At 54.3% G+C, this 23192-nt stretch carries 21 protein-coding genes; 13 read left to right on the forward strand and 8 right to left on the reverse strand.

Features of this window, described 5'->3' with window-relative positions:
- Positions 1 to 82 precede the first annotated feature (82 nt).
- From DNH61_RS13615 to DNH61_RS13625, 3 genes are read left to right on the forward strand one after another with little or no spacing between them, the layout of a single operon-like run.
- Positions 83 to 982 (forward strand): Cof-type HAD-IIB family hydrolase, encoded by a 900-nt coding sequence (locus DNH61_RS13615; RefSeq protein WP_111147192.1) that lies wholly within the window; start codon positions 83 to 85, stop codon positions 980 to 982.
- Entirely contained in the window at positions 982 to 1614 is a 633-nt protein-coding gene (locus DNH61_RS13620; RefSeq protein WP_111147193.1) for a YczE/YyaS/YitT family protein, read from the forward strand. Before DNH61_RS13615 ends, DNH61_RS13620 begins: the two co-directional genes overlap by 1 nt.
- On the forward strand, positions 1607 to 2581 hold the full coding sequence (locus DNH61_RS13625) for a LacI family DNA-binding transcriptional regulator (protein ID WP_111147194.1): 975 nt from the start codon (positions 1607 to 1609) through the stop codon (positions 2579 to 2581). The genes DNH61_RS13620 and DNH61_RS13625 overlap by 8 nt, the downstream gene beginning before the upstream one ends.
- Before the next feature lie 50 nt (positions 2582 to 2631).
- On the opposite strand, the gene DNH61_RS13630 is transcribed toward DNH61_RS13625, so the two are convergent.
- Both DNH61_RS13630 and DNH61_RS13635 read right to left on the reverse strand, forming a co-directional pair.
- Positions 2632 to 3936, reverse strand: coding sequence for an amidohydrolase family protein (locus DNH61_RS13630; RefSeq protein WP_111147195.1), 1305 nt, complete (start codon positions 3934 to 3936; stop codon positions 2632 to 2634).
- A gap of 305 nt (positions 3937 to 4241) precedes the next feature.
- On the reverse strand, positions 4242 to 5357 hold the full coding sequence (locus DNH61_RS13635; protein ID WP_111147370.1) for an NADH-dependent flavin oxidoreductase: 1116 nt from the start codon (positions 5355 to 5357) through the stop codon (positions 4242 to 4244).
- 322 nt (positions 5358 to 5679) lie between these two features.
- Between DNH61_RS13635 and DNH61_RS13640 the strand changes: the two genes are divergently transcribed.
- Positions 5680 to 6951 (forward strand): copper amine oxidase N-terminal domain-containing protein, encoded by a 1272-nt coding sequence (locus DNH61_RS13640; RefSeq protein WP_111147196.1) that lies wholly within the window; start codon positions 5680 to 5682, stop codon positions 6949 to 6951.
- 68 nt (positions 6952 to 7019) lie between these two features.
- On the opposite strand, the gene DNH61_RS13645 is transcribed toward DNH61_RS13640, so the two are convergent.
- The 4 genes from DNH61_RS13645 to DNH61_RS13660 are packed head-to-tail and all read right to left on the reverse strand — an operon-like array spanning position 7020 to position 11242.
- On the reverse strand, positions 7020 to 8120 hold the full coding sequence (locus tag DNH61_RS13645; protein WP_111147197.1) for a glycosyltransferase family 4 protein: 1101 nt from the start codon (positions 8118 to 8120) through the stop codon (positions 7020 to 7022).
- 13 nt (positions 8121 to 8133) lie between these two features.
- A complete protein-coding gene (locus DNH61_RS13650) occupies positions 8134 to 9114 on the reverse strand; it encodes a GDP-mannose 4,6-dehydratase (protein ID WP_111147198.1) in 981 nt (326 codons plus the stop codon).
- On the reverse strand, positions 9111 to 10160 hold the full coding sequence (locus DNH61_RS13655) for a glycosyltransferase family 4 protein (RefSeq protein WP_111147199.1): 1050 nt from the start codon (positions 10158 to 10160) through the stop codon (positions 9111 to 9113). Before DNH61_RS13655 ends, DNH61_RS13650 begins: the two co-directional genes overlap by 4 nt.
- Positions 10157 to 11242: a mannose-1-phosphate guanylyltransferase gene (locus DNH61_RS13660; RefSeq protein WP_111147200.1), complete on the reverse strand. Its 1086-nt coding sequence runs from the start codon at positions 11240 to 11242 to the stop codon at positions 10157 to 10159. Before DNH61_RS13660 ends, DNH61_RS13655 begins: the two co-directional genes overlap by 4 nt.
- A gap of 183 nt (positions 11243 to 11425) precedes the next feature.
- Here DNH61_RS13660 and DNH61_RS13665 point away from each other — a divergent pair, with 183 nt between their 5' ends.
- Together DNH61_RS13665 and DNH61_RS13670 are read left to right on the forward strand one after the other, a co-directional pair.
- Positions 11426 to 12028 (forward strand): coiled-coil domain-containing protein, encoded by a 603-nt coding sequence (locus tag DNH61_RS13665; protein ID WP_181438704.1) that lies wholly within the window; start codon positions 11426 to 11428, stop codon positions 12026 to 12028.
- A gap of 17 nt (positions 12029 to 12045) precedes the next feature.
- Positions 12046 to 12246: a hypothetical protein gene (locus tag DNH61_RS13670; RefSeq protein ID WP_111147202.1), complete on the forward strand. Its 201-nt coding sequence runs from the start codon at positions 12046 to 12048 to the stop codon at positions 12244 to 12246.
- On the opposite strand, the gene DNH61_RS13675 is transcribed toward DNH61_RS13670, so the two are convergent.
- The gene (locus DNH61_RS13675) at positions 12243 to 13514 is read right to left on the reverse strand and encodes a glycosyltransferase family 2 protein (protein ID WP_181438705.1); all 1272 of its coding nucleotides are present in this window, start codon (positions 13512 to 13514) and stop codon (positions 12243 to 12245) included. The genes DNH61_RS13670 and DNH61_RS13675 overlap by 4 nt on opposite strands.
- 107 nt (positions 13515 to 13621) lie before the next feature.
- Between DNH61_RS13675 and DNH61_RS13680 the strand changes: the two genes are divergently transcribed.
- From DNH61_RS13680 to DNH61_RS13695, 4 genes are all read left to right on the forward strand, one after another.
- Positions 13622 to 14818 carry a glycosyltransferase family protein gene (locus tag DNH61_RS13680; protein ID WP_111147204.1) on the forward strand — a complete coding sequence of 399 codons (1197 nt, stop codon included), beginning with the start codon at positions 13622 to 13624 and terminating at the stop codon, positions 14816 to 14818.
- Between the two features lie 49 nt (positions 14819 to 14867).
- Positions 14868 to 15641 (forward strand): sulfotransferase domain-containing protein, encoded by a 774-nt coding sequence (locus tag DNH61_RS13685; RefSeq protein ID WP_111147205.1) that lies wholly within the window; start codon positions 14868 to 14870, stop codon positions 15639 to 15641.
- A 543-nt stretch (positions 15642 to 16184) separates the two neighbouring features.
- The gene (locus tag DNH61_RS13690) at positions 16185 to 16421 is read left to right on the forward strand and encodes a DUF2249 domain-containing protein (protein ID WP_111147206.1); all 237 of its coding nucleotides are present in this window, start codon (positions 16185 to 16187) and stop codon (positions 16419 to 16421) included.
- Positions 16422 to 16543: 122 nt separating this feature from the next.
- Positions 16544 to 17269: a Crp/Fnr family transcriptional regulator gene (locus DNH61_RS13695; RefSeq protein WP_245948170.1), complete on the forward strand. Its 726-nt coding sequence runs from the start codon at positions 16544 to 16546 to the stop codon at positions 17267 to 17269.
- 431 nt (positions 17270 to 17700) lie between these two features.
- Here the strand turns inward: DNH61_RS13695 and DNH61_RS13700 are convergent, their stop codons facing one another.
- Complete coding sequence (locus tag DNH61_RS13700; RefSeq protein ID WP_111147207.1) at positions 17701 to 19017, reverse strand: hypothetical protein; 1317 nt, start codon at positions 19015 to 19017, stop codon at positions 17701 to 17703.
- Between the two features lie 384 nt (positions 19018 to 19401).
- Here DNH61_RS13700 and DNH61_RS13705 point away from each other — a divergent pair, with 384 nt between their 5' ends.
- The 3 genes from DNH61_RS13705 to DNH61_RS13715 are packed head-to-tail and all read left to right on the forward strand — an operon-like array spanning position 19402 to position 23189.
- Complete coding sequence (locus DNH61_RS13705) at positions 19402 to 20442, forward strand: hypothetical protein (protein ID WP_111147208.1); 1041 nt, start codon at positions 19402 to 19404, stop codon at positions 20440 to 20442.
- Positions 20429 to 22618 carry a molybdopterin oxidoreductase family protein gene (locus DNH61_RS13710; protein ID WP_111147209.1) on the forward strand — a complete coding sequence of 730 codons (2190 nt, stop codon included), beginning with the start codon at positions 20429 to 20431 and terminating at the stop codon, positions 22616 to 22618. Before DNH61_RS13705 ends, DNH61_RS13710 begins: the two co-directional genes overlap by 14 nt.
- Before the next feature lie 4 nt (positions 22619 to 22622).
- Positions 22623 to 23189, forward strand: a complete 567-nt coding sequence (locus DNH61_RS13715) for a 4Fe-4S dicluster domain-containing protein (protein WP_111147210.1) — start codon at positions 22623 to 22625, stop codon at positions 23187 to 23189.
- Positions 23190 to 23192: the final 3 nt, after the last annotated feature.

A 23192-nucleotide genomic window follows, 5' to 3' on the forward strand; every position in this document is an offset into this window, starting at 1 on the left:
GAACATCGGGGTTGCTGTGAAACGCGTTCCATACTTTATACTGGCGATGCGCCAAGCAAAACTGGAAGGATGGGGGAAGCGGATGAGGATAATCGCGATTGATCTGGATGGGACGCTGCTGTCGGATGACTTGACCGTTCATCAGAAGGATGTGGAGGCGATCAGGGAAGCCCAGCAGCGGGAAGACCTGCTTGTCATTATTGCAACGGGGAGGGCGCTGTTCGATGCCCGGCAAATCCTGGATCGGTATGGCCTGAGCTGTCCGGTTATTGCCTCCAACGGGGCACAGATTTGTGTGGATGACCAGCTGCTGAGCCTGCATGCGATGGAGAGGGAGACAGTCCGGCCGATGCTCGAGTGGCTGAATGCCAAGGGCATGTACTGCCAGGTCTATCTACCGGATGCCATCAAGGTATCGGACAGGGGAATTTCCCAGCTGAAGAGCCAGCTCAAGGAGGTATTGGCTGCTGATCCTGCTTATAAGGAGGATATCTTCTGGAAGTCGATCAAGGCGCAGGTCTATCAATATGGTCTGGAGGAAGTGGAAGGAAGCATAGGGGCGGATGATTACGAGGGTGTTATCAAGCTCATGATCGTTTCACCAGATAGGGAGTTGCTCGCGAAGGCCAATGCTTATCTGCAGGGGATTGAAGGCTGCGTGGTGTCCAGTTCGGGGACCTATAACCTGGAAGTGATGGGTACAGGCGTGGATAAGGGGACCGCTCTCCAGGCGATCTGCCAGCATTATGGCACAAGCGCCGAGTCGGCTGTTGTGATCGGGGATAATCAGAATGACCTGCCGATGTTCCGGGTGGCCGGCACCGGAATTGCCATGGGAAATGCGAGAGGAGAGCTTGTGCAGATTGCCACACATCATACTCTGTCCAACCGGGAATGCGGTGTAGCGCATGCCTTTCACAGCTTGATCCTGCAGCCGCAGCAGGAACCAGGCCGAAGCGGGCTGATTGGAAGTGAGTCCTGATGCCGAGTCTGGTTAAGCGGTGCTTGATCTATCTGGCCGGCCTGTTCATCTTGTCTTCAGGTGTAGTTCTCATGATAAAATCAAACGTCGGCATCGCTCCCTGGGATGCGCTGAACGTGGCTTTATCCGAACGCATAGGCCTCACCGTCGGCTCTTGGGTTTTTATCGTCGGCGGTATTCTGATCTTCGTGAACAGCATCATCAGGAGGAAGGTTCCCAACTTGGCCGGCCTTATCCCAATCCTTATCATCGGCGTGTTCGTCGATCTGCTCAATCTTAAGCTGTTAAGCTCCATGGAGGTTGAACCGATTCTCCTCCGGTGGGTTCTGTTCGTGGGCGGCTTAAGTGTGCTTGCCTTGGGGATTGTCATCTATCTGAGGGCTGCCCTTCCCACAGTGCCGAATGATGAGCTCATGCTCGCCATCACGGAGCGGACCGGGTGGGGGATTCATGTGACGAAGACCATCGGTGAAATTGCCGCTCTTCTCCTGGCTGTCATGTGGCAGGGGCCGGTTGGTCTTGGTACAATTATCGTAGTGGTCTGTCTGGGGCTGTTCGTGGGCCTGTTCGACCAGCTGCTCAGCAAGGCCGGAGTACCGCGATCATTTACTGTGAGGAGTATGGATGAGTAACATTACCGAAATTGCCCGCAGGGCGCGTGTCTCCCGCACAACCGTATCCAGGGTGCTGAATAACCATCCCTATGTGAAGCAGGATAAGCGGGAGGCCGTTCTAAAGGCCATGCAGGATTTGAACTATGTGCCAAATCTTAACGCCGTTAACCTGTCCAGGGGAAAAACCAATGTGATCGGCGTGATCGTTCCGACGATTAACCACCCCTTCTTCAGCAACCTGATCGAGGGGATTGGAAGAGGCTGCTACAAGCATCATTACAGAATGCTGGTGCATCAATCCAACTATGACCCGGGTCATGAGATTGAGTTCTTCAACATGCTGAAGTATAAGCTGATTGACGGTCTCATACTGGGATCAAGCATGCTGTCTGGACCGGTTCTGGATGAGCTGTCCCATTATGGAAGTGTCGTATCCTGTGAAGCATCAGGCAGCCGCCTGATTACCAAGGTTCTCGTCAACCATGAGTCGGGCATCCGGATGGCAGTTGAACACTTGCGCTCCAAAGGACATCGGCGGATTGGACTCTGCATCGGCAACCCGGCAAGCGGGATTGGAATCAGCAGGAAGAAGGCATTTAGCGCTCTGCTTGAGGCTTATGGCCTGGAGTGGCGGGATGACTGGTATTATGAAGGGAAGTATTCTATTGAAGACGGCTCTGCTGTTGCAGCATCCATCGCCGGTCAATCTCTAGCGCCTTCAGCCATGGTAGTGGGAAGCGACTATGTGGCCGCTGGTCTTATCAAGGAGGCGGCAAGGCAGGGAATCAAGGTGCCGGAAGAGCTGGCGGTTATCGGCTTCGACAACCAGCCCATTGCGCAGGTGATGGATCTGACCACCATCCAGCAGCCGATTGTGCAGATGGGTGAGACTGCTGCGGCAGCACTCCATCTTATGCTGACAGAAGCCGAGCGTCCATCGGATCAGACGCTGGAGCTTGAACTGATTGTAAGACAATCTACTTGAAGAAGCCCGTATGACACCGTCACGCAGGCTTCTTCCGGTTCGCTATGATCTTATGGTACGAGCTGCGGCATCCGGGCCTTGAAGTGATGCCGGGTCTTGGTCTCGTCCATATAGCTGTAAGGCTTGAAATCCATTCTCTCCAGAACATCCAGGTAGCCGCAAGCACGGAGAGGAACGAAGGAAGTCATATCCCATACAGCCTGCTCACCAAAGCCGATGGCCCGGATATTATGCATAAGCCGGTCAATCGTATACGAGCCTGCCGCCACATAGCCTTTGCCCTGATACCACAAATTATTGCCTTCGACTTTCTCCAGAGGTTGTCCGCACATAGAATCGGTATCGATACGGTCTGTCATTGCGATGATGCTCTTCGAGCCTGTCAGCTCCACAACCCTGCGCGCAACCTCCAGATCTACATGCTCGCTGTCGAAATTCATGCAGATCGTCAATTGGCCTTCCGCCGCATAGCGGATCAAAGTGCCCGGCACCTCTCCAACCATCTGGTTGATGGTATCCAGATTCCACTCATTAAGCTGTGCCTGCCGCAGCTGCTCAATTCTATTCTTGCGTTCCATAGGTGTCCGCCAGCTGTGCTTGAAGGTATTGGGCATATCATTGAAGAGATGGTCCGTCAATACGGCGTCAGGGCCAGCGAAGCCGCTGCGTCTTTGAGCGGTCTCTACAACATTATGGATCAGTTTGGCCGTTTCCTCGGGATAAGCCTTCTGAAAATGGCCCAAAGCCGGCTTGATGCCTGCCTCCACAAGGGTATCTACGATCCATTCGATACTCGGATGATCGGCCGTCATATACGGCTTCAAGTAGGATTGCTCTGTCATGGCATCCGGCGAGAGGACGGTGTAGATCAGACCAAGCTGCCCGCAGGAAGCCAGCTTCCCCCATTCGCTTTTGGTTGGTGCCCAGTTGCCCTTCTCAGGCGTACCTGCAAAGCTCGCAAGCAGCGGTCCTTCCAAGGAAATCCCCAGAATATTGCCATATCGTCCCTGCTGCTTATGCTCATGAAATTGCTTCATAAAGGCCAGGAATTGATCCAGTTGATTATGAGGGAGGAAGATGGAAGGCAGGCAGAAGATGCCCTCCTGCTCGGCCCGGAGGTTTACCTGCTCAAGGTCCAGTTCCTCCAGATTACTGAAGTCATAGTCGCCAATTCCGTGACAGTGGAATTCCATCGGCAGGGCGCCGACGAGGTAAGCACCAGACTTGCGGAACAAGCCTTGTTCACCAAGCTCGAAATCCAGCCATTCCTGGTTCCGGTAGCTGATACGGGAAATTTTCATTGCGCCATCGTAGTCGAGATAAGAAGGGCAAGTGAATTCCGAAGCTTTATCCATAATTTAATCCCCTTTCCGATTTGAAAATGAGGAACGATTTTCCTCAAAGGGAATTGTAAAATATGGAACCAGTACCATAACAATACTTTATACTGATTTTGATGTAATTTTTATGTAAACAATAGAAAAACACCAGCCGTAACGCCGTCTTCTTATTAAGAAGAGGTTGCGCCAGCATGGTGTTCTTCCTTCAGTGTAGGATATGGAACGGGTACCATGTCAAGGGGAGAAGGGTAGAGAAACAGAGCTCCATTCCCCATAGGGAACAGAGCTCTTATATCACATGGCTTATGCCGCTGGCAGGCTTATACGCCCGGGAACCAGCCTGGAGTGTTGACGATTGCTTGCCAGAGCGGATCTGGAATAACCAACTCCTGCTGTTTATCCTTCTCGATGACGGTCCGGATTTCATTCTCCCTGCCAGACTGCACTTTTTCGGTCCAATCCGGGTCCATAATCAGCTCACGGCCGATGGCGAGCAGCGGAACACCGGTTTCCATTGCTTTAATCGCGTCATCAGGGGTGAGGATGGAGCCGACGCCAATAACAGGTGCCCTGCTTCCGACAGTATCCAGCACAAGCTCAAGCCGGGTTTTATCGGTTACTGCGCTCCGCCTTGGCATGGAATCATACTCCATCAGCGAGATGTGCAGGTAATCCAGCTCCTTGTCTGCCAGCGTGTTCAGAAGAGCCAGCGTGTCATCCATCGTAATGCCCGGTGTCTCAGGCTCTTCAGGGGAGAAGCGGTAGCCCACGATGAATGGCTGCTTGGCGTGCTCGGCAACAATTCGTTTCACCTCATCCACAATCGCGAGCGGGAAGGCCATGCGCTTCTCAAGCGTTCCTCCCCAGCGGTCTTCCCGGCGGTTGGAATGCGGGGAGAAGAACTGCTGGATCAGGTAGCCGTTGGCACCATGGATTTCCACCCCGTCATAGCCTGCTTCAATCGCACGGCGGACAGCCTGGCCGAAGTCACGGATGATGGCTTCAATCTCCCAGTCATCAAGCTCCCTTGGCACAATGTTAGGGTTCTGGTCGGAGCTTACCGCGCTTGCGCTGACAACATCGCTGCTTACGAGATCAGGCGGGCACATCCGGCCGCCATGGAAAATCTGCAGAATGGCTTTCGCGCCTTTGGACTTAATCGCGGAAGCAAGTCTTTTCAGGCTGGGAATCATGTCGTCGGAGACAGCGGAGAATTCCCCCTGGAAGCCCTTGCCGTTCGGTGTTGCGAATGTGCAAGCCGTAATGACCATGCCAGGCCCGCCCGAGCGGCGTTCATAGTATTCAATTTCCGCGTCTGACACCGTACCATCCGGATTAGACGAGAAATTCGTCATCGGTGCCATGACGATCCGGTTCTTCAGCTCGACACCGTTCAGCGTGAAGCCTTCGAACAGTGGAGCAAATTTCTGGTTCATTGACATCATAACAACCTCCTCAATAACGTTATGTACCCCGGTTAGCCAACCGGTACACAAATAAGCTCCTCACAACTGTAACATCGGCAATTACATTTCGTCACAACTGTAATCATATCGTATACAATTTAATAAATCAAGCAGGTTAGGTAAAGTAAGTGTGTGCTCATGAATTGTATGGTGAATCGTGTTGTGCAGATCTAGGAGGAAAGACCTGTTTTGGTAACACAGGCAGGATTAGGATAGCCTTAAATCGAACAATTCATGTCGATATATTGTGCAATTATGACCTGCATCAAGGGAAGGAAGGGAATGTAACCGGATGAGAATGACACGAAAAACATGGCTGGCCTTTATGCTGTCAGTCTGCTTGCTTGCTGCAAGCTTGCCTGGCCAGGCACATGCCGCTTATGACTCGCAGTTTGTCGATCGTATAGCGGAGAAGTATGACAATCTTCAGAGTAAGTACCTGAAGCTCTATGAGAAGGACCTTGACAGCATGGAAGAGGCCTACGAGACGTACCTGCAGGAGCAAAGTGCTGAACAGGAGAGGCTGAACCGGCTGCTGGAAGCAGATCTTGCCTATCTGTCAAAGCTCTTCGAAGAGGATTACGATCGTCTGAAGCAGGCTAACAGTTCCAATAACAATTACGACAGCCTCCTCAGGTCTTACCGCAATGATATGAACCCGAACTATTCGTCCGGCGTCATGTGGGCATATGCCAATGAGAGCAATGAAAATTACAGCTCAAGCGCCCACTGGAAACTACATAACGAGATCAACCCGAACTACAGCTCAAGCGCGATGTGGAGCTATGGGAATGAGATCAACCCGAACTATTCGAGCAGTACGATGTGGTCCTATAAGAATGAGATGAATGAGAATTATTCGTCCAGCACGATGTGGAGACTGAAGAACGAATCCAATGTGAATTACTCCACAAGTACAATGTGGAATTACAAGCAGGGTTATCTGAGCCGGAGCGAAGCCGAGAAGAAGATCAATGCTATCTTGTCAGAAGGCGAAGAGAAGCTTGCGGGTATTCGAAGCAAGTCGCTGTCCAAGCTGGCGGCTGCACGGAAGACGGCGATGGCGGCCATCAGCGGCACGAAGCAGTCCGCTCTGGCGGCGATCCTGGACAAGCGGGAGAAGGCAGTGAAAGAGCTGAACACCATCCGCACCAAGATAACGGGAGAGCCCCTGCCTGTAAAATCGCTCGTCCTAAATCTTGACAGCATCAAGGTATATATTGATGGCGAGCTGCAGCAGTTTGAGCAGCCGCCGATGCTGGTCAGCGGCAGCACGATGGTGCCGATGCGGGCGATTTTCGAGCGCTTGGGTGCTGAAGTAACCTATACAGCTGCTACAAAGACTGTTAAGGCGAGCAAGGGGGCAACGAGCATCAGTCTGAAGCTGGGCAGCAAACAGGCGGCAGTCAACGGCCAGTCGGTACAGCTTGGGGCGGCGGCCCGGTCCGTAAACGGCCACACGATGGTTCCGCTCCGGTTCATCAGCGAGGCACTCGGAGCCGGCGTGGAGTGGGATAAGAGTACGATGACGGTAACCATTACAACCAAGCCATCGGCACAGTAACCGGTGCAAGAAAAGAAGGCTGGCTCAACAAGGCAATACATGCCTTGATGAGCTGGCCTTCTTGCTGTTCAGCGGCCCAGTGCGGCCAGCCGTTTCTTCATACGAAGCCCGGCGGCTTCGGGCGAGAAGTCGCGGTGGATTGCCATACGGCCTTTGGCGGCAAGGGCCCGCCGCCATATACGGTCCGAGACGAGCCGCCGCATATAGTGGGCTGCATGCTCGATGTCTGGTTCCGCCCAAATCTGATGGCGCTTATACGGCCCGTAATCTCTGCCGACGCGGACAAGCTTGTAATTGACGGGACAGGAATTGCCCGTGTTCATGAAGGTCATGTTACCGGACCAGCCGGTCGCGATAACAGGCTTGCCGAGATACATTGCTTCTGCAAGCGGCAGGCCGAAGCCTTCAGAGCGGTGCAGAGAAACGACGCTGTCAACCGCCATAATAAGGCTGTTGACTTCATAGCGGCTGAGTGTACGGTCAAGTAGGTGGATGTTCGGCCGCCCGTTTATCTTCGAGAGCAGCCGCTTCATGTCATCGGGTGACTGGTCGGCATGATTGATCTTAATGACAAGCGCAGCCGAACGGTCTTCCGGCTGGAAGGCCCGCAGGAAGGCTTCGATGGCTGCTGCCGGGTTCTTGCGCTCCTGAAAGCTCAGCATGTCGTACATAACCAGGAATAGGAAGGTGTGGTCTGGCAGTCCGAAATAGCTTCGCTTCAGCTGCTCCGGAATATCAACCTGGACACCATGGGGCATCAGTGTGACCGGCACGGGTGATTTGGGAGCCAGACTGTCACGGACAAAGATGGAAGGAGCCCACACTTCATTCACAACCTTGAAGCTGGGCAGCCAGAAGTCAGGAAACTCAGGCAGTTCCCAATGCCAGTAACCGATGAAGTAGTCCGCAGATGTCCAGAGCTCGGGATCAAGCTGATGCAGCACCGGCATTTGGTCAGCGTTGACATGAAAGACGGAGGTGCGGTATACCGGCTTAGAAATCAAGTGATGGGACCAGGACTGGTCTTCTGACCGGGAAATATTGCCCCTTGTCACCTTGACGATGCTGAAGGGGATGTCGGCAGCCTTCATTGCTCGGGCGGCAAGCCTGCAGGATTCACCGACCCCGGTCTCCGCTTCCGCATAGCCGACAAGGTTAATGCCGTTCATCTGTCTTCACTCCTTAGGCCTGCGGAGCCTCGCCGGGAGTGCGGAGCTCTGCGCGCCAATAGTTCAGCAGGTCCTTCATTGTGGTTTCAAACGGGATTTCCGGCCTCCAGCCGGTTTGGGTGCTGAATTTGCCGGCATCTCCGAGCAGAATCTCCACATCGGAAGGGCGCAGTCTTGCCGGATCGGTCTCGATTTTGATGCTGTGGCCGGATAGGGACAGCAGCAGCTGAAGCATGTCGGATATTTTATAGGCTGTGCCGGAAGCAATATTGTACGTCTCTCCGGGCTCTCCCTTCTCAAGCGCCAGCCAGTAAGCTCTCACTACATCCCGCACGTCGGTAAAGTCACGCTTGGCTTCCAGATTGCCGACATGGATAACGGGCGGTCGAAGGCCAAGCTCAATCTCGGCAATCTGCTTGGCGAAGTTCGATGTTACGAAGTTCTCGCCCCTGCGCGGGCCCGTGTGATTGAAGGTGCGCGTACGGATGACATGCAGGCCGTAGCTCTCATGATACTGGTAGCCCAGATAATCCTGCGCGACCTTGCTCACCGCATACGGGCTTAGCGGCCGCAGCGGATTCGTTTCCTTAATCGGTGTCTCCTCCGGATGTACCAGGCCGTACTCCTCGCTGGAGCAGGCAATCAGAATTTTGCTCGAGAGGCCCTGTTTGCGCACGGCTTCGAACAGATTAACCTGGCCGGCAATATTGTTCACCAGCGTCTCGGTTGGCGAATTCCAGGAGGTCGGAACGAAGCTCTGGGCGGCAAGGTGGAAAATCAGGTCCGGCTGGACCGATTGAATCATCTGACTGACTGAATGAGGGTCTTTCAGCTCGCATTCGGTCAGGTGAATGCTGGACTGCAGATGCTGAATGTGATTCATACGGCTGCGCAGCCGGTAGCTTCCGTGAACTTCGATCTGCCCTTTGGCCAGCAAATATTCGGCGAGATGGCTGCCGACAAAGCCTGTAATACCGGTAATAAGTGCTTTCATCCTCCAAATTCCTCCCTATCAATATTGCTGGCGAGAGCCGTATCCAGCTTTGCCAGGACAGCTGGCCAATTGTACTGACGCGCTGTCTGTACGGCGTTAGCTGCAAGATATTCGGCAAGGCGCGGGTCACACAGAACTCTCTCTATAGCACGCGCTGCTGCTTCGGCATCGTCCTTGTCAACGAGCAGGCAGTTCCAGCCATCCAAGCAGAACTCCTCATTGCCTTCGGCTTTGGTACAGACAACAGGCGTACCGCAGGCCATAGCTTCCAGCATTGGCAGGCCAAAGCCTTCATGCCGGGAGGTCTGCACAAATACGCCGCTGGCCTTATATATGGCGGCTACTTCCCGGTCATCAGGTGCCTGAACATGCCGGTGAGGCAGTGCAGGCAGCCGCTCGGCTTCCGTTCCGTAGGTAAGGAATTGAATGCCGGGCATCCTGCGGTGAACGAGCTGGACAGCCTCCCGGGTGACCGAATAGCCTTTGAGGGGCTGGCTTTGGCGGCTGCAGGCGGCAATCTGGTTGGGATTATGCGCAGCATCTCGCCGCGAAGGGCTGAACAGCCCCTGGTCGATAGCGATCGAGATGCAGGCAGCCCGCTGGCCAAATCGGCTGAACAGCTGTTCTTCGACCCATGACGAAATCGTCAGGTAGTTCATAGGCAGCCGGTAAGTAGCCAGAACCTGTTCGCGGATATCCGGCCGGTCCGGATCCTGGTAATAATACTCCTCAATATCCTGTACCAGGTAGTAGGGTGTGCCTCTGCCTCCACGCCTCGGGTCACAGCTGGACCATACAACCGGCGCGGTACGCCACCAGGTAGCCACCTTCAGGGCATCCTGTCTGCGGAGTTCACGCTCAAGATGATGATAATTCGGGAACTGCCGCAGCGGAGCGGCAAGAGGAAACCAGCGGGGAAGGCCTCCAAGCGCGTATATTTCGGTCTGATAACCGCACAAGGCCAGACGATCCGCCAGCTCGAAGACATTCTTGATGCCCCCGGCAAGGCCTGTTGTTTCCAATACGAAAATGATACGCGCCTTCATAGCGATTCTTCTTTCGCGCTGTTGCGCACGCTCTCCAGATGGTGACGGATATCCTGGAGCCGGCTCTTATGGCAGATCAGAATGGCCGTATCCGTGTTCACAATGATAAGGTCCTTGAGACCGACCGTGGCGATAAGGGTATCCGTATCGTTGAAGATCGTACAGTTATCCGTCTCGGAACCGCCGTGCTTCCCGTAAATCACATTGCCGGAGGTATCACCCGGACTGATCCGTTCCAGGGCTCCCCAGCTGCCAAGGTCATCCCACTTGAAATGAACCGGCAGCATGAAGATGGAGGAGCACTTCTCTATGACGCCATAGTCGATAGACTGTTTCTCCAGCTGTTCGTACATCTTGCTGATCGATAGAGAAGCTGGCGTCTGTCCAGGAAGAGGAAGATTCCGGATATGTTGAAGGGTCTGATACAGCCGGGGCATGTGTTCTGCCATCAGCTTTAGAATGGTCGCTGCTTTCCATATATATGTTCCGCTGTTCCAGTAGTGCCTGCCATCGGCATAAATCTGCTTGGCGACTGGCAGTGGAGGCTTCTCCGTAAAGCCGGCTGCCGGAATAAATCCGCCGGGTGCCATATCCGGCGGAACAGGCCCGGCCTTGATATACCCGAGCCCTGTATCAGGGCGATCCGGCTGAATGCCCAGTGTAACAACCCGCTGTCCTTCAGCTGCGAAACCGGCCGCTTGTTTAAGCGCCGCCGTGTAGGCTGCATTATCGCCAATATACTGGTCTGCGGGCAGCGTGATTAAGACAGGATCCTGGCCTTCATCCAGCAGACGGATTGCTGCAAGTCCGATTGCCGCTGCTGTATCCCGGGCCGCGGGCTCAATAATTATCTGATGACCGGGCAGCTGAGGGAGCTGCCTGCTGACAAGAGGGACGTATGGCTGCAGGGTAACGACATAAATATCTTCGGGCGGCAGCAGCTGCAGGAGACGCTGGTAGGTTGCCTGCAGCATGGTCTTCTCCTCCAGGACGGCGAGAAACTGCTTGGGCCGTTCGCTGCTGCTGTAAGGCCAGAATCTGGTGCCCTGCCCCCCGGCAAGGATGACTGCTTTCACATTCACGCTCAAGTCCCCCTAACCCATAAGTAGACTCTTCTTAGCTTATGGATGATCTCGACGGGGAGGCACGGCTTCTGACATTGGCCGTACTTGAGATAGGCACTTTCCCTATCTTTACGGGAGACGAGTTGCCTGAGTCGGGCGGGCTACATACGTTGCTACATATCAAACATGAGGGGTGAGCATGTGGAGGCCTTGGAGAGTACGGTTAGAAGTCTTAATGAGAGACTTAATGCACTCGCTAACTTAGTGAATGAGCTGATGGTTAATGTAAGCCTGATCCGCGAGCAGGTGGAGGAAGTCACCACGAATCTTGGCAGCCTTACGAGCCAGGTCAGCTATCTGAATACTGCGGTAGGCGAGCTGCAGAGTTCGGCTGTGCAGACGAACACGGCAATCGGCGACCTGCAGAACCTGGCATCGCAGAACAATACTGAACTAAATGCGCTTGGGATTCAAGTTAACCAGCTTGCAACGAATCTGGGCTCGCTTCAAAGCGAAGTGGAGCAGTACGATACGGCGATTGATACCCTTACGAGCCGGCTGGCATCGGTAACGGCTTCACTTGCGACTGTGCAGGCTGAATTGAACCAGCTGACGGCACCTATAAGGGCAGTCCGTGAGCAGCTGACCCAATTAAATGGCAGCACGGTTACAATCGACACGGATGCCGGCACCATTACAGGTGAAGTCATTTCAGTCGGTACGGACTACGTGGAGATAGAAGAACCGTCGGGGGCAATCGTACTTATTCCGCTGTCCAATATCAATCTGGTTGACGCAGCCTAAGAAGGGAGGAAGCCATTGTGAATTTTCAACAAGCACTGCAGCAGTATATTGGCCGCACGATTGAGGTGCTGACGGTTGGCAGCCTGCTAACCGGTACATTACTTCGGGTAGGGGAAGGCTTTCTGGTCCTTCGCACCTCCAGCAACTACTACAATCCGGTAGAAGGAGACGTAACAGTCTTCTTCACGAATATTGAGTTTGTCCGTGTACTGCCTTAACAATCCACCTGCAAGGCTGAGCTAAACCATTCCCGCCAAGCCGGGTACAGAGCTTGATTGGACTGGGAGGCACTGCCGTCTCGGACCCGCCGGTGATACAGCGGCTGGGGCAGATGGACTATGCGGCAGGCCTTGGCCAGCCGGCAGAGGATCTGAATATCTTCATAGAGTCTGCCATCATATAAGCCGTCTTCCCACCAGCCGCCGATAGTCCGCAGAGCGTCAGTCCGGTACATTCGCGGTGCAACTGGGAGGCCCTGTGCCAGCAGCCGGTCTGGGTTAAGGCTGGCTGGAGATGAGGTAACGCCCCGGTAGATCAGCTGCTTATTAAAGCGCTCCTGCCAGTCATACCGGTCGGCATACAGGACGCCGGCATCCGGGTTTGCTGCAGCTGCCTCCGTCATGATGCGCAGTGCCCCGTCCGCAAACCAGTCATCCGCATCGAGCTCAAGCAGCCAGCGGCCGCGCGCGGTATCAAGTGCCCGGTTCAGGCAAGCCGCCTTGCCGGCATTGCGCTCATTGCGCAGCAGACGGACTTGAGGAACGTTTTTATACTGCTCAAGCTGTGCGGAGGTACCGTCGTTCGAACCATCATCGACAATAATCAGCTCCCAATTACATCCTGCCTGCAGTCTAACGCTTTGAATGGCCCAGTGGATATGCTCCGTCTCATTATAAGCACAGATTACAACGGAGACGGCTGGCTCCGCTGCCATATGAGCGGCCGGAACACGGCCGGCTGGCTGCAGAAGGGGATGGATATGCTGCCATTCCTCCTGACTCTTATGCCAGGCCGGTCTTACCTTTGTTGGCATCCTTAACAAGCCAGTCAAGGGTTCATGCCGTAACTGCCAGTTGTGAGCGTCCAGCCGGTTCATCAGCTGTACGCCTATATAATGTGGGAAGGGCAGACTGCTGCTATCGGCGAATCCTCCGGCTTCCCGTACGGCTTCAAGCCGCCACACGAGCGGTCCGCGGGGGGAGTTGTCTGGCTCAGCCGGACAAATACCCGCCAGGCCAGGAGTATTCCTCATATCTTGGAATATCCAGTTGTAGAGAGCGGGTCTGAAAGCAGGCGTAATGCTTTCCCCGGCGTGCAGCGTAATGAAGAACGGCGATCTGGAAGCAGCTGTTTGCCTGTTTAGCTCAGCGGCATGCTTAGCCTTAACCCGGCTGACCGGCATGTCGGGGAAGATCGCACGCACATTAGTGTAAGTCCGCCCGGCTGCCAGAGCATCGGAGTGGAAATCCAGGATATAAAAGAACATAATGGCCTCCTGCAGGGTGTGTAGGATATGTAGCATGATATGCAGAATGGGGCAAAGGGTGAGAAGCGCCTATAGCAAGAGCAACGGAAGGAAGGGGGAAGATAGCGGTGTCCATAGGCATGTGTACCATTGTTGCTGGCAATTACATCGCTTATGCGCGTGTACTCGCACAATCCTATCTGAAGCAGCATCCCGAGGGTAAGGCTTACGTGCTTCTGGTTGACAGAGAATTGCCGTCTGTCCAGGAGCATGCAGAAGGGTTTGAATGGATCAGAATGGATCAGCTAGGCATTCCGGATATGGAGGCCTTTTGTTTCCAATATGACATAACCGAGCTGTGTACGGCAGTAAAGCCGTATTTGCTGGAATATCTGCTGAAGGAGAAACAGCTGAAGAAGGTCATTTACTTTGACCCGGATATCTGGATCATGAGACGGCTGGATGAAGTATACCGGCAATTAACCACTCATACAGCGGTTTTGACCCCGCACCTGACAGCACCCATTCCGCTGGATGGCCGCAGGCCCTCCGAGCAGGATATTATGAAGGCCGGGGTATACAATCTCGGTTTTATTGGCGTGTCTGGGGGAGCAGAGGGCGGCAGGTTCCTGCAGTGGTGGAAGCAGCGGCTGCGCCGTCACTGTCTGGCTGCAGTTGAGGAGGGGTTGTTCGTTGACCAGAAGTGGATTGATCTTGCTCCCCATATGTTTGGATCCTTCGCCATTATAAGAGACCCGGGATACAATATGGCTTACTGGAATCTGCATGAAAGACGGCTGGAGGCGTATGGAGAAGAATGGAGGGTGAACGGCCTGCCGCTAGTGTTCTACCACTTCAGCGGCTTTCATCATAGCCTGCAGCATATATCCAAATACCAGGACCGTTACGGTTGGGACAGTCAGCCCGCATTGCTGAAGCTGTTCGGGCAGTACCGCGAAGCCGTTATGCTCAGCGGGTTTGAAGCAGCGAAGGACCTGCAGTGCCCGTTCAATTACTTTGATAACGGCATGCGCATACCGGATTATATCAAGAGAACGTACTACCGGCTTGGCGAGCAGGAGGCAAGCAGATTCGGCAACCCGTTTCAGACCGGTCCGGAAGGAAGCTTTTACCGCTATATCTTCTCACCTGTCCATGAGCGTACTTCTGTGCCTGTTCTCGTACATGAATTGTACCGCATCCGTCCGGACCTGCAGGCAGCCTTTCCCCGGCCGTTTGATGCGGATCAGCGGCGGCTGCTGAACTGGGCCAGAATCAATATACCGAAGACTTATGGCATTGAACAGCGATTCATGCAGTTCTGACAACCGCTAAGGGAGTGAGTGAACAGTATAAGGAAGGCGGGGATGAAGCGTGGAAAATCAGGATTGCCTTACGCCGCGGATATTCGCTAACACGTTCCCGAAGAGCGGCACTGGCCTTCTGGAGCAGCTGCTCTGGGGGCTGCCATACGAGAAGATGATCCGGCGCGTGGTTGAATCGGAGGAGAAGCTGGAGGAGCGGGGGATCGCACCCGGCGAGATTGTATTCCGCCATACCGTTCATACAGCAGAAGATTATGATCTGAACTCCCGCAATGAACAGCTGCTGGCCTATCTTAAGGAGCATCAGGTGAAGACATTCTTCCTTTACCGGGATCTGCGGGATGTCTGCGTCTCGAATGTGTTCTATATAACCGATATCGCCGGGCCGGCGCATCCGTTGTATACGTACTTTACAGAGCGTCTTCATACCTTTGAGCAGCGGCTTACAGCTGTTATTACCGGTGTAGAGGGGCTTGACCTTGGCATGCCGGACCATTTCCGTCGGTTTGCCGGGTGGCTGGAGGAGCCGGATGTCTGCCCGCTGGCTTATGAAGATTTGGTAGGCCAGGGCCGCAGAATGCATGTGGAGCGGATGGTCCGTTATCTGTGGGATTCGATTGCACATTGCGGCAGAGACCAGGAGGGGGTAGCAGAATCCATGCTGGCATCCGTTGAGCCGGGCAAGCCGCAGACCACCTTCCGTGTCGGCAAAGCGGGCCGCTGGCGGGACTATTTTACAGAGGAGCATATCCGTCTGTTCAAGGCAGAAGCGGGAGACCTGCTGATCCGCCTTGGCTATGAAACATCGTATGACTGGGATTAGGGGCAGGCATGCACGGCTGATGGTATGTAAAAGGGAAGAAGCGCCCCGGGGGGCGCTTCTTGTGTCGGTTGCTGCTGTAGTGGTGCTCGTGATGTCTGCCGTCCTGCTGCAGCCGCTTCTGGTTGTATCGTGCTGTTAGTCTGGGTGAGCTGCTTCTAGGCTGTTATTCTGGGGTGTACGCTGGGATGTTCAGCAGCTGCAGGCATGTCCGGCTCTAAGGTGGTGATCCTCTCTGCTGCTCTTGCTCGAGTTGTAATCCGGAGGATCTTGTTTGTTCTTGACTTTATTATGCAGGGATCCGTTTAGGAAAGAATAAGGGAAATGTTTGGTTTTCGTTAGATTGCACTTAACCTTCCTAATGAATGCTGCTTACTTTTGTAGGATGAACGGCGGGTAACACGAGTATCCTCCCCGGTGTATGATGCAGATCACGATTATTCGTCTGTATAGGTGACACGGCTCACAAAGCAGGAGCGGGAAGTCTCTTATAATGAGTGCATGTCAGAAGACGACAGACGATAATCAACCCGGGAGGACAACACAATGAGCGAATTTGCCGCCGTAGTAAAAGCACCGGATTACCCGCCGCAGCTGAAGCATAAGGTTATCTTCGAGACCTTTGACGGACTGGATGCAGGACAAGCGATGCTGCTGATAAATGACCATGATCCGAAGCCGCTGTACTTTCAGTTCCAGGCGACCAGAAGCGAGCTGTTTACATGGGATTATGTAGAGCAGGGACCGGAGCTGTTCCAGGTGAAGATCGGCAAGAAGAGCTGAGCAGCCCGTAAGCATATAAGCACAGGCAGGAGCCGGAAGGTAACCATCCGGCTCTTGCTTTGCTGCATGCTTTAAGGGTATGGTTTTGTCATAGAGGGACTGAGAAGGGGCTGGCAGCTGCGATGAAGCTGCGAGGAGCCGGAAGGAGTGATGGCATGGCAGGAGCAGGGAACGCCAAGGAGATTTTGCAGCAGGTTCCGATGTTCAGAGATTTGTCCGAGGATGAGCTGGAGCAGCTGAGCTGGTATGCAATCAGCAGGACGTACAAGAAGAAGTCGGTGATCTTCAGCGAAGGCACAGACAAGGAAGCGGTGTTCTTCATTCAATCCGGATTGGTGAAGACGTTCAAGACCGATGAGAACGGGCATGAGCATATCGTATCCTTCCTGAAGAAGGGCGACATGTTCCCGCATACCGGACTGTTTAATCCCCACCCTTATCCCGCGACCGCCGAGACGATCGTTCCGACCGTGCTGCTGGCGCTGCCGGTTAAGCCGTTTGAACAGTTCCTGATGCAATCCACGGGTGTGGCGATCAAGATCATGCGGGTCATGAGCGAGAAGCTGCATGAGCTGCAGGGCAAGCTGCAGGAGCTGACGGGGCAGGATGTGCAGAACCGGGGACAGCTGTTCCTGCTTAAGCTGGCGGAGAATTACGGCAGAGAGACGGACGGGCATATACATATCAAGATTCCGATGACCCATCAGGACATGGCGAGTGCGATCGGTACAACGAGGGAGACGGTAAACAGGCTGCTGAACCAGCTGCGCAAGGAAGGGATACTGGAGACGAGCCGCTCTGGCTTCATCGTGCATGATCTGGAGGCGCTCAAGCAGTGGCGGGAGTAATGAACGAATTTGCTGTGTGGAGGGTCACTTCTGCTGTGTTTGGCAGCATAGTATCTGGGGGGGAAGCGGGACCGCCGTGCCGGTTGAAGTTGCAACTGCGTTTAGGGGGCACTTAGCTGCCGCCGCCTTCTCTCCTAAGCCGGCACTGCCGGCTAACGAAACTCTCACACGTTAATCCTGCAAATTCGATGCCTGCCCAATTGTAACGAACATGAGCAGTCTTATTTGACGATTTGCGGCGTATTTCCTGAATTATTGGGACATTAGCGACGCTCAGGATCGTTACAGAATGAAATTAGCCTTTTGACGGCGAATAGCGTTCGTGAGTTTCGTCCCTCGATTGTATGATTTTCTGACTAAGTTGCAGTAGTTATCTCTGAAAAAAATGGGCTATTCGTGTAAGTAACCGTATCACGAGCTGCACAATAAAGTCATGCGCTATGCTTCTCCGTATGGTCCCCCGCCGCATCCCAATCCCATAAACCCGCAGCAATGAGGCTGATGCCCGCAAGCATGGCAAGGCTTGCTCCGAGAAGCAAGGCATTCAGATCAGGAATTGGAGTTCCCAAGTAAGAGCAAAGGCCGTCTGCGAACAGCAGCAGCTCATGAATCGTCAGGCCGGCCGCGAACAGGATGCTGCCCGGTCTCATGAGCTCCGATCTTAGCAGCCTCGATCTAAACAACCCCAACCACATCAATCCTACCCCCTGCAGCCTTCCCGTCGTTCCGGACCGTTCGCTTCTCAGCAGGGCGAGTAGAGCCGCCGTCACGAAACCGAGCAGGACGAGATGCAGATAGCCAATGATCACACTTCGCGTTGAGAACGCCAGCGTCTCAAGAGCTGGTACAGAAGAGAGCAGCTCCATTATCATTTTGATACCGAGCGACAGAATGGCCAGCCTCCATAACAGCATGCTTCCTGGTATCCCGGCCAGCTGCTGACGGAATGTGCCTTCTCTGCAGGAGTCTCTTAGCAGAACCAGGAAAGCCGTGACAGCGGCAAACTGGCAGACGGCTGCTGCGGTGGCAGCAGCATTCAGCCAGACGGGGAGCTCCATCCAGAGCAGGGACAGCAGCAGCGCTGGAATCAGCGTGAGACTGTACAGCATGTAATGAAGGCGGCCCAGCACAACTTGACCCTGGGGCAATCCATGCCGCTCCAATGCTTGATAGATGCACGCGAAGATGGCAAGCGTGAACCAGCCGTTGTACTGGAAATGCAGGTAACCATAAATAGCCGCGTCATACCAGGGGCTATCCTTCCACCCGCCCGCACTCATAATGGCCAGTGACCAAGGACCGACGGAGGAGAACACCAGGTAGAAGAGCGCGGCCTTGACACATCTAACGGAGACCGGAACAGCCGGACCACGGGGCAGTCTGCGCCAGAACCAGGCGGTGAAGCTATAGGACAGCAGAATATGAAGGGTAGAGAAGGCGATGGAGAATAAGCCGTATCCCTGGAGAGAGAAGGCTGCAAACATGCCAATAACGGTCAGCTGCGTGGCCGCCCAGTTGAGCTTAAGGAACCGGGACTGCTGATCGGCCGCAGTCAAGAACCGGCTGCACAGCAGCAGGAGCAGCGCGGAGTAAGCCCAGCCCAGCAAGGCAAGATGAGAGTGGGCATGCAGCAGGCTGCTGTAGGCTCCCTGCCAGGAGGGGATTAGAAACATACTGCGGATTATCAAACCGGTAACGGCTGTCACAAGCAGGTAGAGAAGCGGGTAACGAATCCAGTGTCTTGGCATAGCAACCTCCGGCGCCCCCTGATAGGATTGCTGAAGCCAGCGGGTCGCTTATGTAAGTTTTATCGTAGCCGGGAAAGGCCATGTTTTTTGTGAGCCCTCTCACAAAAAACAACGATTATTTTCTAACTCAATGATTTGAATGTTCTGTGTCAAATGGTGGAAACTGTGTTCCCCCTCACAACTCCACACTTCTTTTAAAAGTAGCGTTGATTCAGGAGGTAAAGCGGCTAAGGCAGCTGTAAACCCAAAGAGAATAGTCACGAAATATACATATTTTGTGTGATGGAAATCATATCAAGGCTGCCGTGTGATAAAACTCACTGAGCCTCTGCCGGCCGTCATGGTTTAATGACCTTACCGGCAACTTAGAAGGGGGACTAAATAATGGACCGCGCTTTCGCGTCGAAATTTGCAAAATCGGTATTCCTCACGGTTTGTGGACTCATTGTGCTGATGTATATCGGATCCAGATTTTTTACGCATGTTGACTTGGCGCTTTACGGTTATATGGTCGGTACGGTGGTATTCATCTGCGGATTCTTCTATCGTTTCATCGCTTGGGGGGAACGCCCGCCGACCAAGATCATCATCAAGAAGGGGATCAAGCTGCTCTTCCGCAAATCGACGCCGAAGACGTCGGCAGACCATCTGGTTACTTACCGCTTCATCTGGAACAGAGGCTGGTGGAGGTGGCTGCAGCATATCCTGCTCGGCTGGGGCTGCATTATCTCGGCCATGGTTACCTTTCCGCTGGTATTCGGATGGATGTATTTTACGATGGAAGATAACGGCTTTTATACCGTAGTGGGATTCGGCCTTGATATTATGACGATCCCGGCAGACGGATTTCTTGCTTATCTATTCTTCAATGCCCTTAATATTTCGGCCTTCATGGTGATCGGCGGCGTCTGCATGGCGCTGTACCGCCGGATCAAGAACATGCAGGCGAAGGCGGAGCAGACCTTCGTGTACGATTTTCTCCCGCTGTATCTGCTGCTCTTCGTTAGTATCACGGGGCTGCTGCTGACTGTCTCCAACATGTTCCTGCATGGCTGGGGCCATCCGGTTATGAGTCTGATTCATCAATGGTCGGTCATTATGACGCTGATCTATCTGCCGTTCGGCAAGCTGGCGCATATCCCGTTCCGGCCGCTCAGTGTATTCGCCCGCAATTACCGTGAGCACTACGGCCAGCAGGCGATGAAGCCATGCAGTGTCTGCGGTACGCCATTCGTATCGATGGAGCAGTCCGGCGATGTGGTGGATGTGCTGAAGCAGAACGGCATGCAGTTCAATATGGAAGATGGCTTTAATCTGGCAGAGCTGTGCCTGCCATGCCGCCGCAAATACCGCTTGTCACGGTTCACCGGTATCCCGACTCACACGATTCCCGTCAAGGAGGCGAACCAGAATGCCAAAGGATAAATTCTTCAAGGAAATAGCTAACAAGACACATCCGAACGAGAAGCTGGTAGCCACTCACTGCTCCTACTGCGGCATGCAGTGCGGTATGAATCTGCGGGTAGATACGTCCAGCAACAAGATCATTGGGGTGGAGCCCCGCTATGACTGGCCGGTTACACTGGGCAAGATGTGTCCGAAGGGCGTGACGGCTTATCAGCAGACCAATCACAAGGACCGCCTTCTGCGGCCGTTGATCCGTGATGACGCTTCCAAGAAGGGGACGAAGGAAGGCTTCCGCGAAGCCAGCTGGGAGGAAGCGCTGGATCTGATCGAGCGCCGGTTCAAGGAGCTTCAGGCGAAGCACGGCAAGGATACGCTGTCGGTATTCAGCGGTGTATCAATGACCAATGAGAAATGCTACCTGACCGGCAAATTTGCACGGCTTGCCCTGCAAACCCGCTACATTGACTATAACGGCCGCTTTTGCATGTCGAGCGCAGCGGCTGGATTCCTCCGCACATTCGGTGTGGACCGGGGATCGACGCTGCCTTGGACAGACCTGCACGAGACGGACTGCCTGTTCATCGCGGGCAGCAACACGGCAGAATGCCACCCTACCTCCATGTTCCGTATCTGGGAGGTGCAGAACCGCGGAGGCTACCTAATCGTGGTTGATCCCCGCGAGACGCCGCTGGCCCGCCGTGCCGATATTCATTTGGATCTGCGTCCGGGCACCGACCTTGCGCTGGCAAACTGCATGGTAAATCTAATCATCCAGAACGGACATGCGGATAAGAGCTTCGTTGAATCGCACACGAACGGATTCCAGGAGCTGCTTGAAGTCGTGAAGGAATTCACGCCGGAATACACAAGCGAGATTACCGGGGTGGCGCCTGAGAAGCTGATCCGTGCTGCTGAAATCTACGGCAAAGCGCCGGAAGCGGTCGTCATGTTCGCACGCGGCATTGAGCAGCAGCACAAGGGTGCGGATAATGTATCGGCGTATACGAATATGGCGCTTGTCACCGGCAAGATCGGCCGGCCGAAGTCCGGCGTTGCCACCTTCACGGGTCAGGGCAACGGCCAGGGCGGGCGTGAGCATGGACAGAAGTCCGACCTGCTTCCCGGCTACCGCAAGATTACAAACCCGAAGCATGTGGAGGAGATCTGCGAGGTCTGGGGACTGGACCCGGAAGAGATGCCTGGCCCTGGCGTATCGGCTTACGAAATGTTCGAGCTGATGGAGCAGAAGACGATCCGCGGACTGTACCTGTTGTGCTCCAACCCGGTTGTCTCGGCGCCTAACGTGAACTATGTGCGGGCTGTCATGAAGGACCTGGATTTCATGGTCTGTTCCGATATCTATCTCTCCGAATCAGCGGAATATGCCGATGTCGTCCTTCCGACCACGACATGGGCGGAGGATGAAGGCACCGTTACGAATCTGGAAGGCCGCATCATCAAGATCAACAAGGCACAGGAGCCGGTGGGCGAATCAAAGCCGGACTGGCAGATTGAGATTGAGATCGCCGAGCGGCTGGGCCGCGGCAAGTACTTCAGCCACCTGAAGACGGCCAAGGACATCTCGGATGAATTCCGGCTGGCCACGAAGGGCGGCTATGCAGACTATTACGGCGCGACCTGGGAGAAAATCGACCGCCAGCATGGCGTATTCTGGCCCTGTAAGGACGAAGCGGACCCGGGAACACCGCACATGTTTCTCGACAAACAATTTTATCATCCCGACGGCAAAGCCAAATTATGCGCACTGCCGTACCGGCCGCCTGCGGAAGAGCCTTGCGAGACCTATCCGCTGCGCCTGACGACCGGCCGTGTCGTCTATCACTACCTGTCCGGCAACCAGACCCGGCGTATTCCGTTCCTGCGTGATATGTGTCCGGAGCCTTACGTAGAGGTTCATCCGGAGACGGCCGCAGCATACGGTATCGCACACGAGGAGGTAGTCCGGCTGCACACAAGACGCGGGGAAATGAGCTGTAAGGTAAAAGTGACGGAAGCGATCCGTCCGGATACGGTATTTGTCCCTTATCACTTCGGCCATGACGACTCTGTTAATCTGCTGACGATCCCGGCTCTTGACCCCATGTCCAGAATGCCGGAATTCAAGGCCTGCGCCGCTCAGATTAACAAGCTGGAGAGCGCTTCGTCACCACTAACCAAGGCAACAGGAGGCTAACCCGATGAAACAACACCTATACATCGAGATGGACAATTGCATCGGCTGCCGCAGCTGTCTGGCTGCCTGTACGCAGTGCGGAGGACATGATGAGCGCAACCGGAACTACGTATACGATGTGAATCCGCTGGTGGACCGGCAGACGATCCCGCTGATGTGCCTCCACTGCGTTAATCCGGCCTGTGCCCGGAGCTGTCCGGCTCAGGCCATACAGGTTACCGAGGAAGGCGCGGTGCTGTCGGCCCTGGTGGAGAAGTGCATTGGCTGCCAGAACTGTACAATAGCGTGTCCATACGGCATTCCCAAATTCGACGAAGAGCAGAACCTGATGTACAAATGCGATCTCTGCTATGACCGGACCAAAGAGGGCATTCCGCCGATGTGTGCTTCCGTCTGCCCGACCAATACGCTGCAGTGGCTCACAGAAGAAGAACTGGCGGCTAAGAAGGCACAGCACCAGATGGGCAAATGGACCGCAAGCCGGGATTTCCTGGACCCGCTTGAGGGTGAAACGAATGTCAAGATCAGCCTGCCGGGTATTATACAAGGGAAGCAGAAATTGTTCGTATAACAT

The sequence above is a fragment of the Paenibacillus sambharensis genome (assembly GCF_003233845.1).
GTDB lineage: Bacteria > Bacillota > Bacilli > Paenibacillales > Paenibacillaceae > Paenibacillus_I > Paenibacillus_I sambharensis.

What these genes read in the sequence shown, in the direction of transcription:
- DNH61_RS13615 (WP_111147192.1), top strand. Translation starts at nt 83, where the DNA reads ATGAGGATAATCGCGATTGATCTGGATGGGACGCTGCTGTCGGATGAC.
- DNH61_RS13620 (WP_111147193.1), top strand. Translation starts at nt 982, where the DNA reads ATGCCGAGTCTGGTTAAGCGGTGCTTGATCTATCTGGCCGGCCTGTTC.
- DNH61_RS13625 (WP_111147194.1), top strand. Translation starts at nt 1,607, where the DNA reads ATGAGTAACATTACCGAAATTGCCCGCAGGGCGCGTGTCTCCCGCACA.
- DNH61_RS13630 (WP_111147195.1), bottom strand. Translation starts at nt 3,936, where the DNA reads ATGGATAAAGCTTCGGAATTCACTTGCCCTTCTTATCTCGACTACGAT.
- DNH61_RS13635 (WP_111147370.1), bottom strand. Translation starts at nt 5,357, where the DNA reads ATGAACCAGAAATTTGCTCCACTGTTCGAAGGCTTCACGCTGAACGGT.
- DNH61_RS13640 (WP_111147196.1), top strand. Translation starts at nt 5,680, where the DNA reads ATGAGAATGACACGAAAAACATGGCTGGCCTTTATGCTGTCAGTCTGC.
- DNH61_RS13645 (WP_111147197.1), bottom strand. Translation starts at nt 8,120, where the DNA reads ATGAACGGCATTAACCTTGTCGGCTATGCGGAAGCGGAGACCGGGGTC.
- DNH61_RS13650 (WP_111147198.1), bottom strand. Translation starts at nt 9,114, where the DNA reads ATGAAAGCACTTATTACCGGTATTACAGGCTTTGTCGGCAGCCATCTC.
- DNH61_RS13655 (WP_111147199.1), bottom strand. Translation starts at nt 10,160, where the DNA reads ATGAAGGCGCGTATCATTTTCGTATTGGAAACAACAGGCCTTGCCGGG.
- DNH61_RS13675 (WP_181438705.1), bottom strand. Translation starts at nt 13,514, where the DNA reads ATGTTCTTTTATATCCTGGATTTCCACTCCGATGCTCTGGCAGCCGGG.
- DNH61_RS13690 (WP_111147206.1), top strand. Translation starts at nt 16,185, where the DNA reads ATGAGCGAATTTGCCGCCGTAGTAAAAGCACCGGATTACCCGCCGCAG.
- DNH61_RS13695 (WP_245948170.1), top strand. Translation starts at nt 16,544, where the DNA reads ATGAAGCTGCGAGGAGCCGGAAGGAGTGATGGCATGGCAGGAGCAGGG.
- DNH61_RS13700 (WP_111147207.1), bottom strand. Translation starts at nt 19,017, where the DNA reads ATGCCAAGACACTGGATTCGTTACCCGCTTCTCTACCTGCTTGTGACA.
- DNH61_RS13705 (WP_111147208.1), top strand. Translation starts at nt 19,402, where the DNA reads ATGGACCGCGCTTTCGCGTCGAAATTTGCAAAATCGGTATTCCTCACG.
- DNH61_RS13710 (WP_111147209.1), top strand. Translation starts at nt 20,429, where the DNA reads ATGCCAAAGGATAAATTCTTCAAGGAAATAGCTAACAAGACACATCCG.
- DNH61_RS13715 (WP_111147210.1), top strand. Translation starts at nt 22,623, where the DNA reads ATGAAACAACACCTATACATCGAGATGGACAATTGCATCGGCTGCCGC.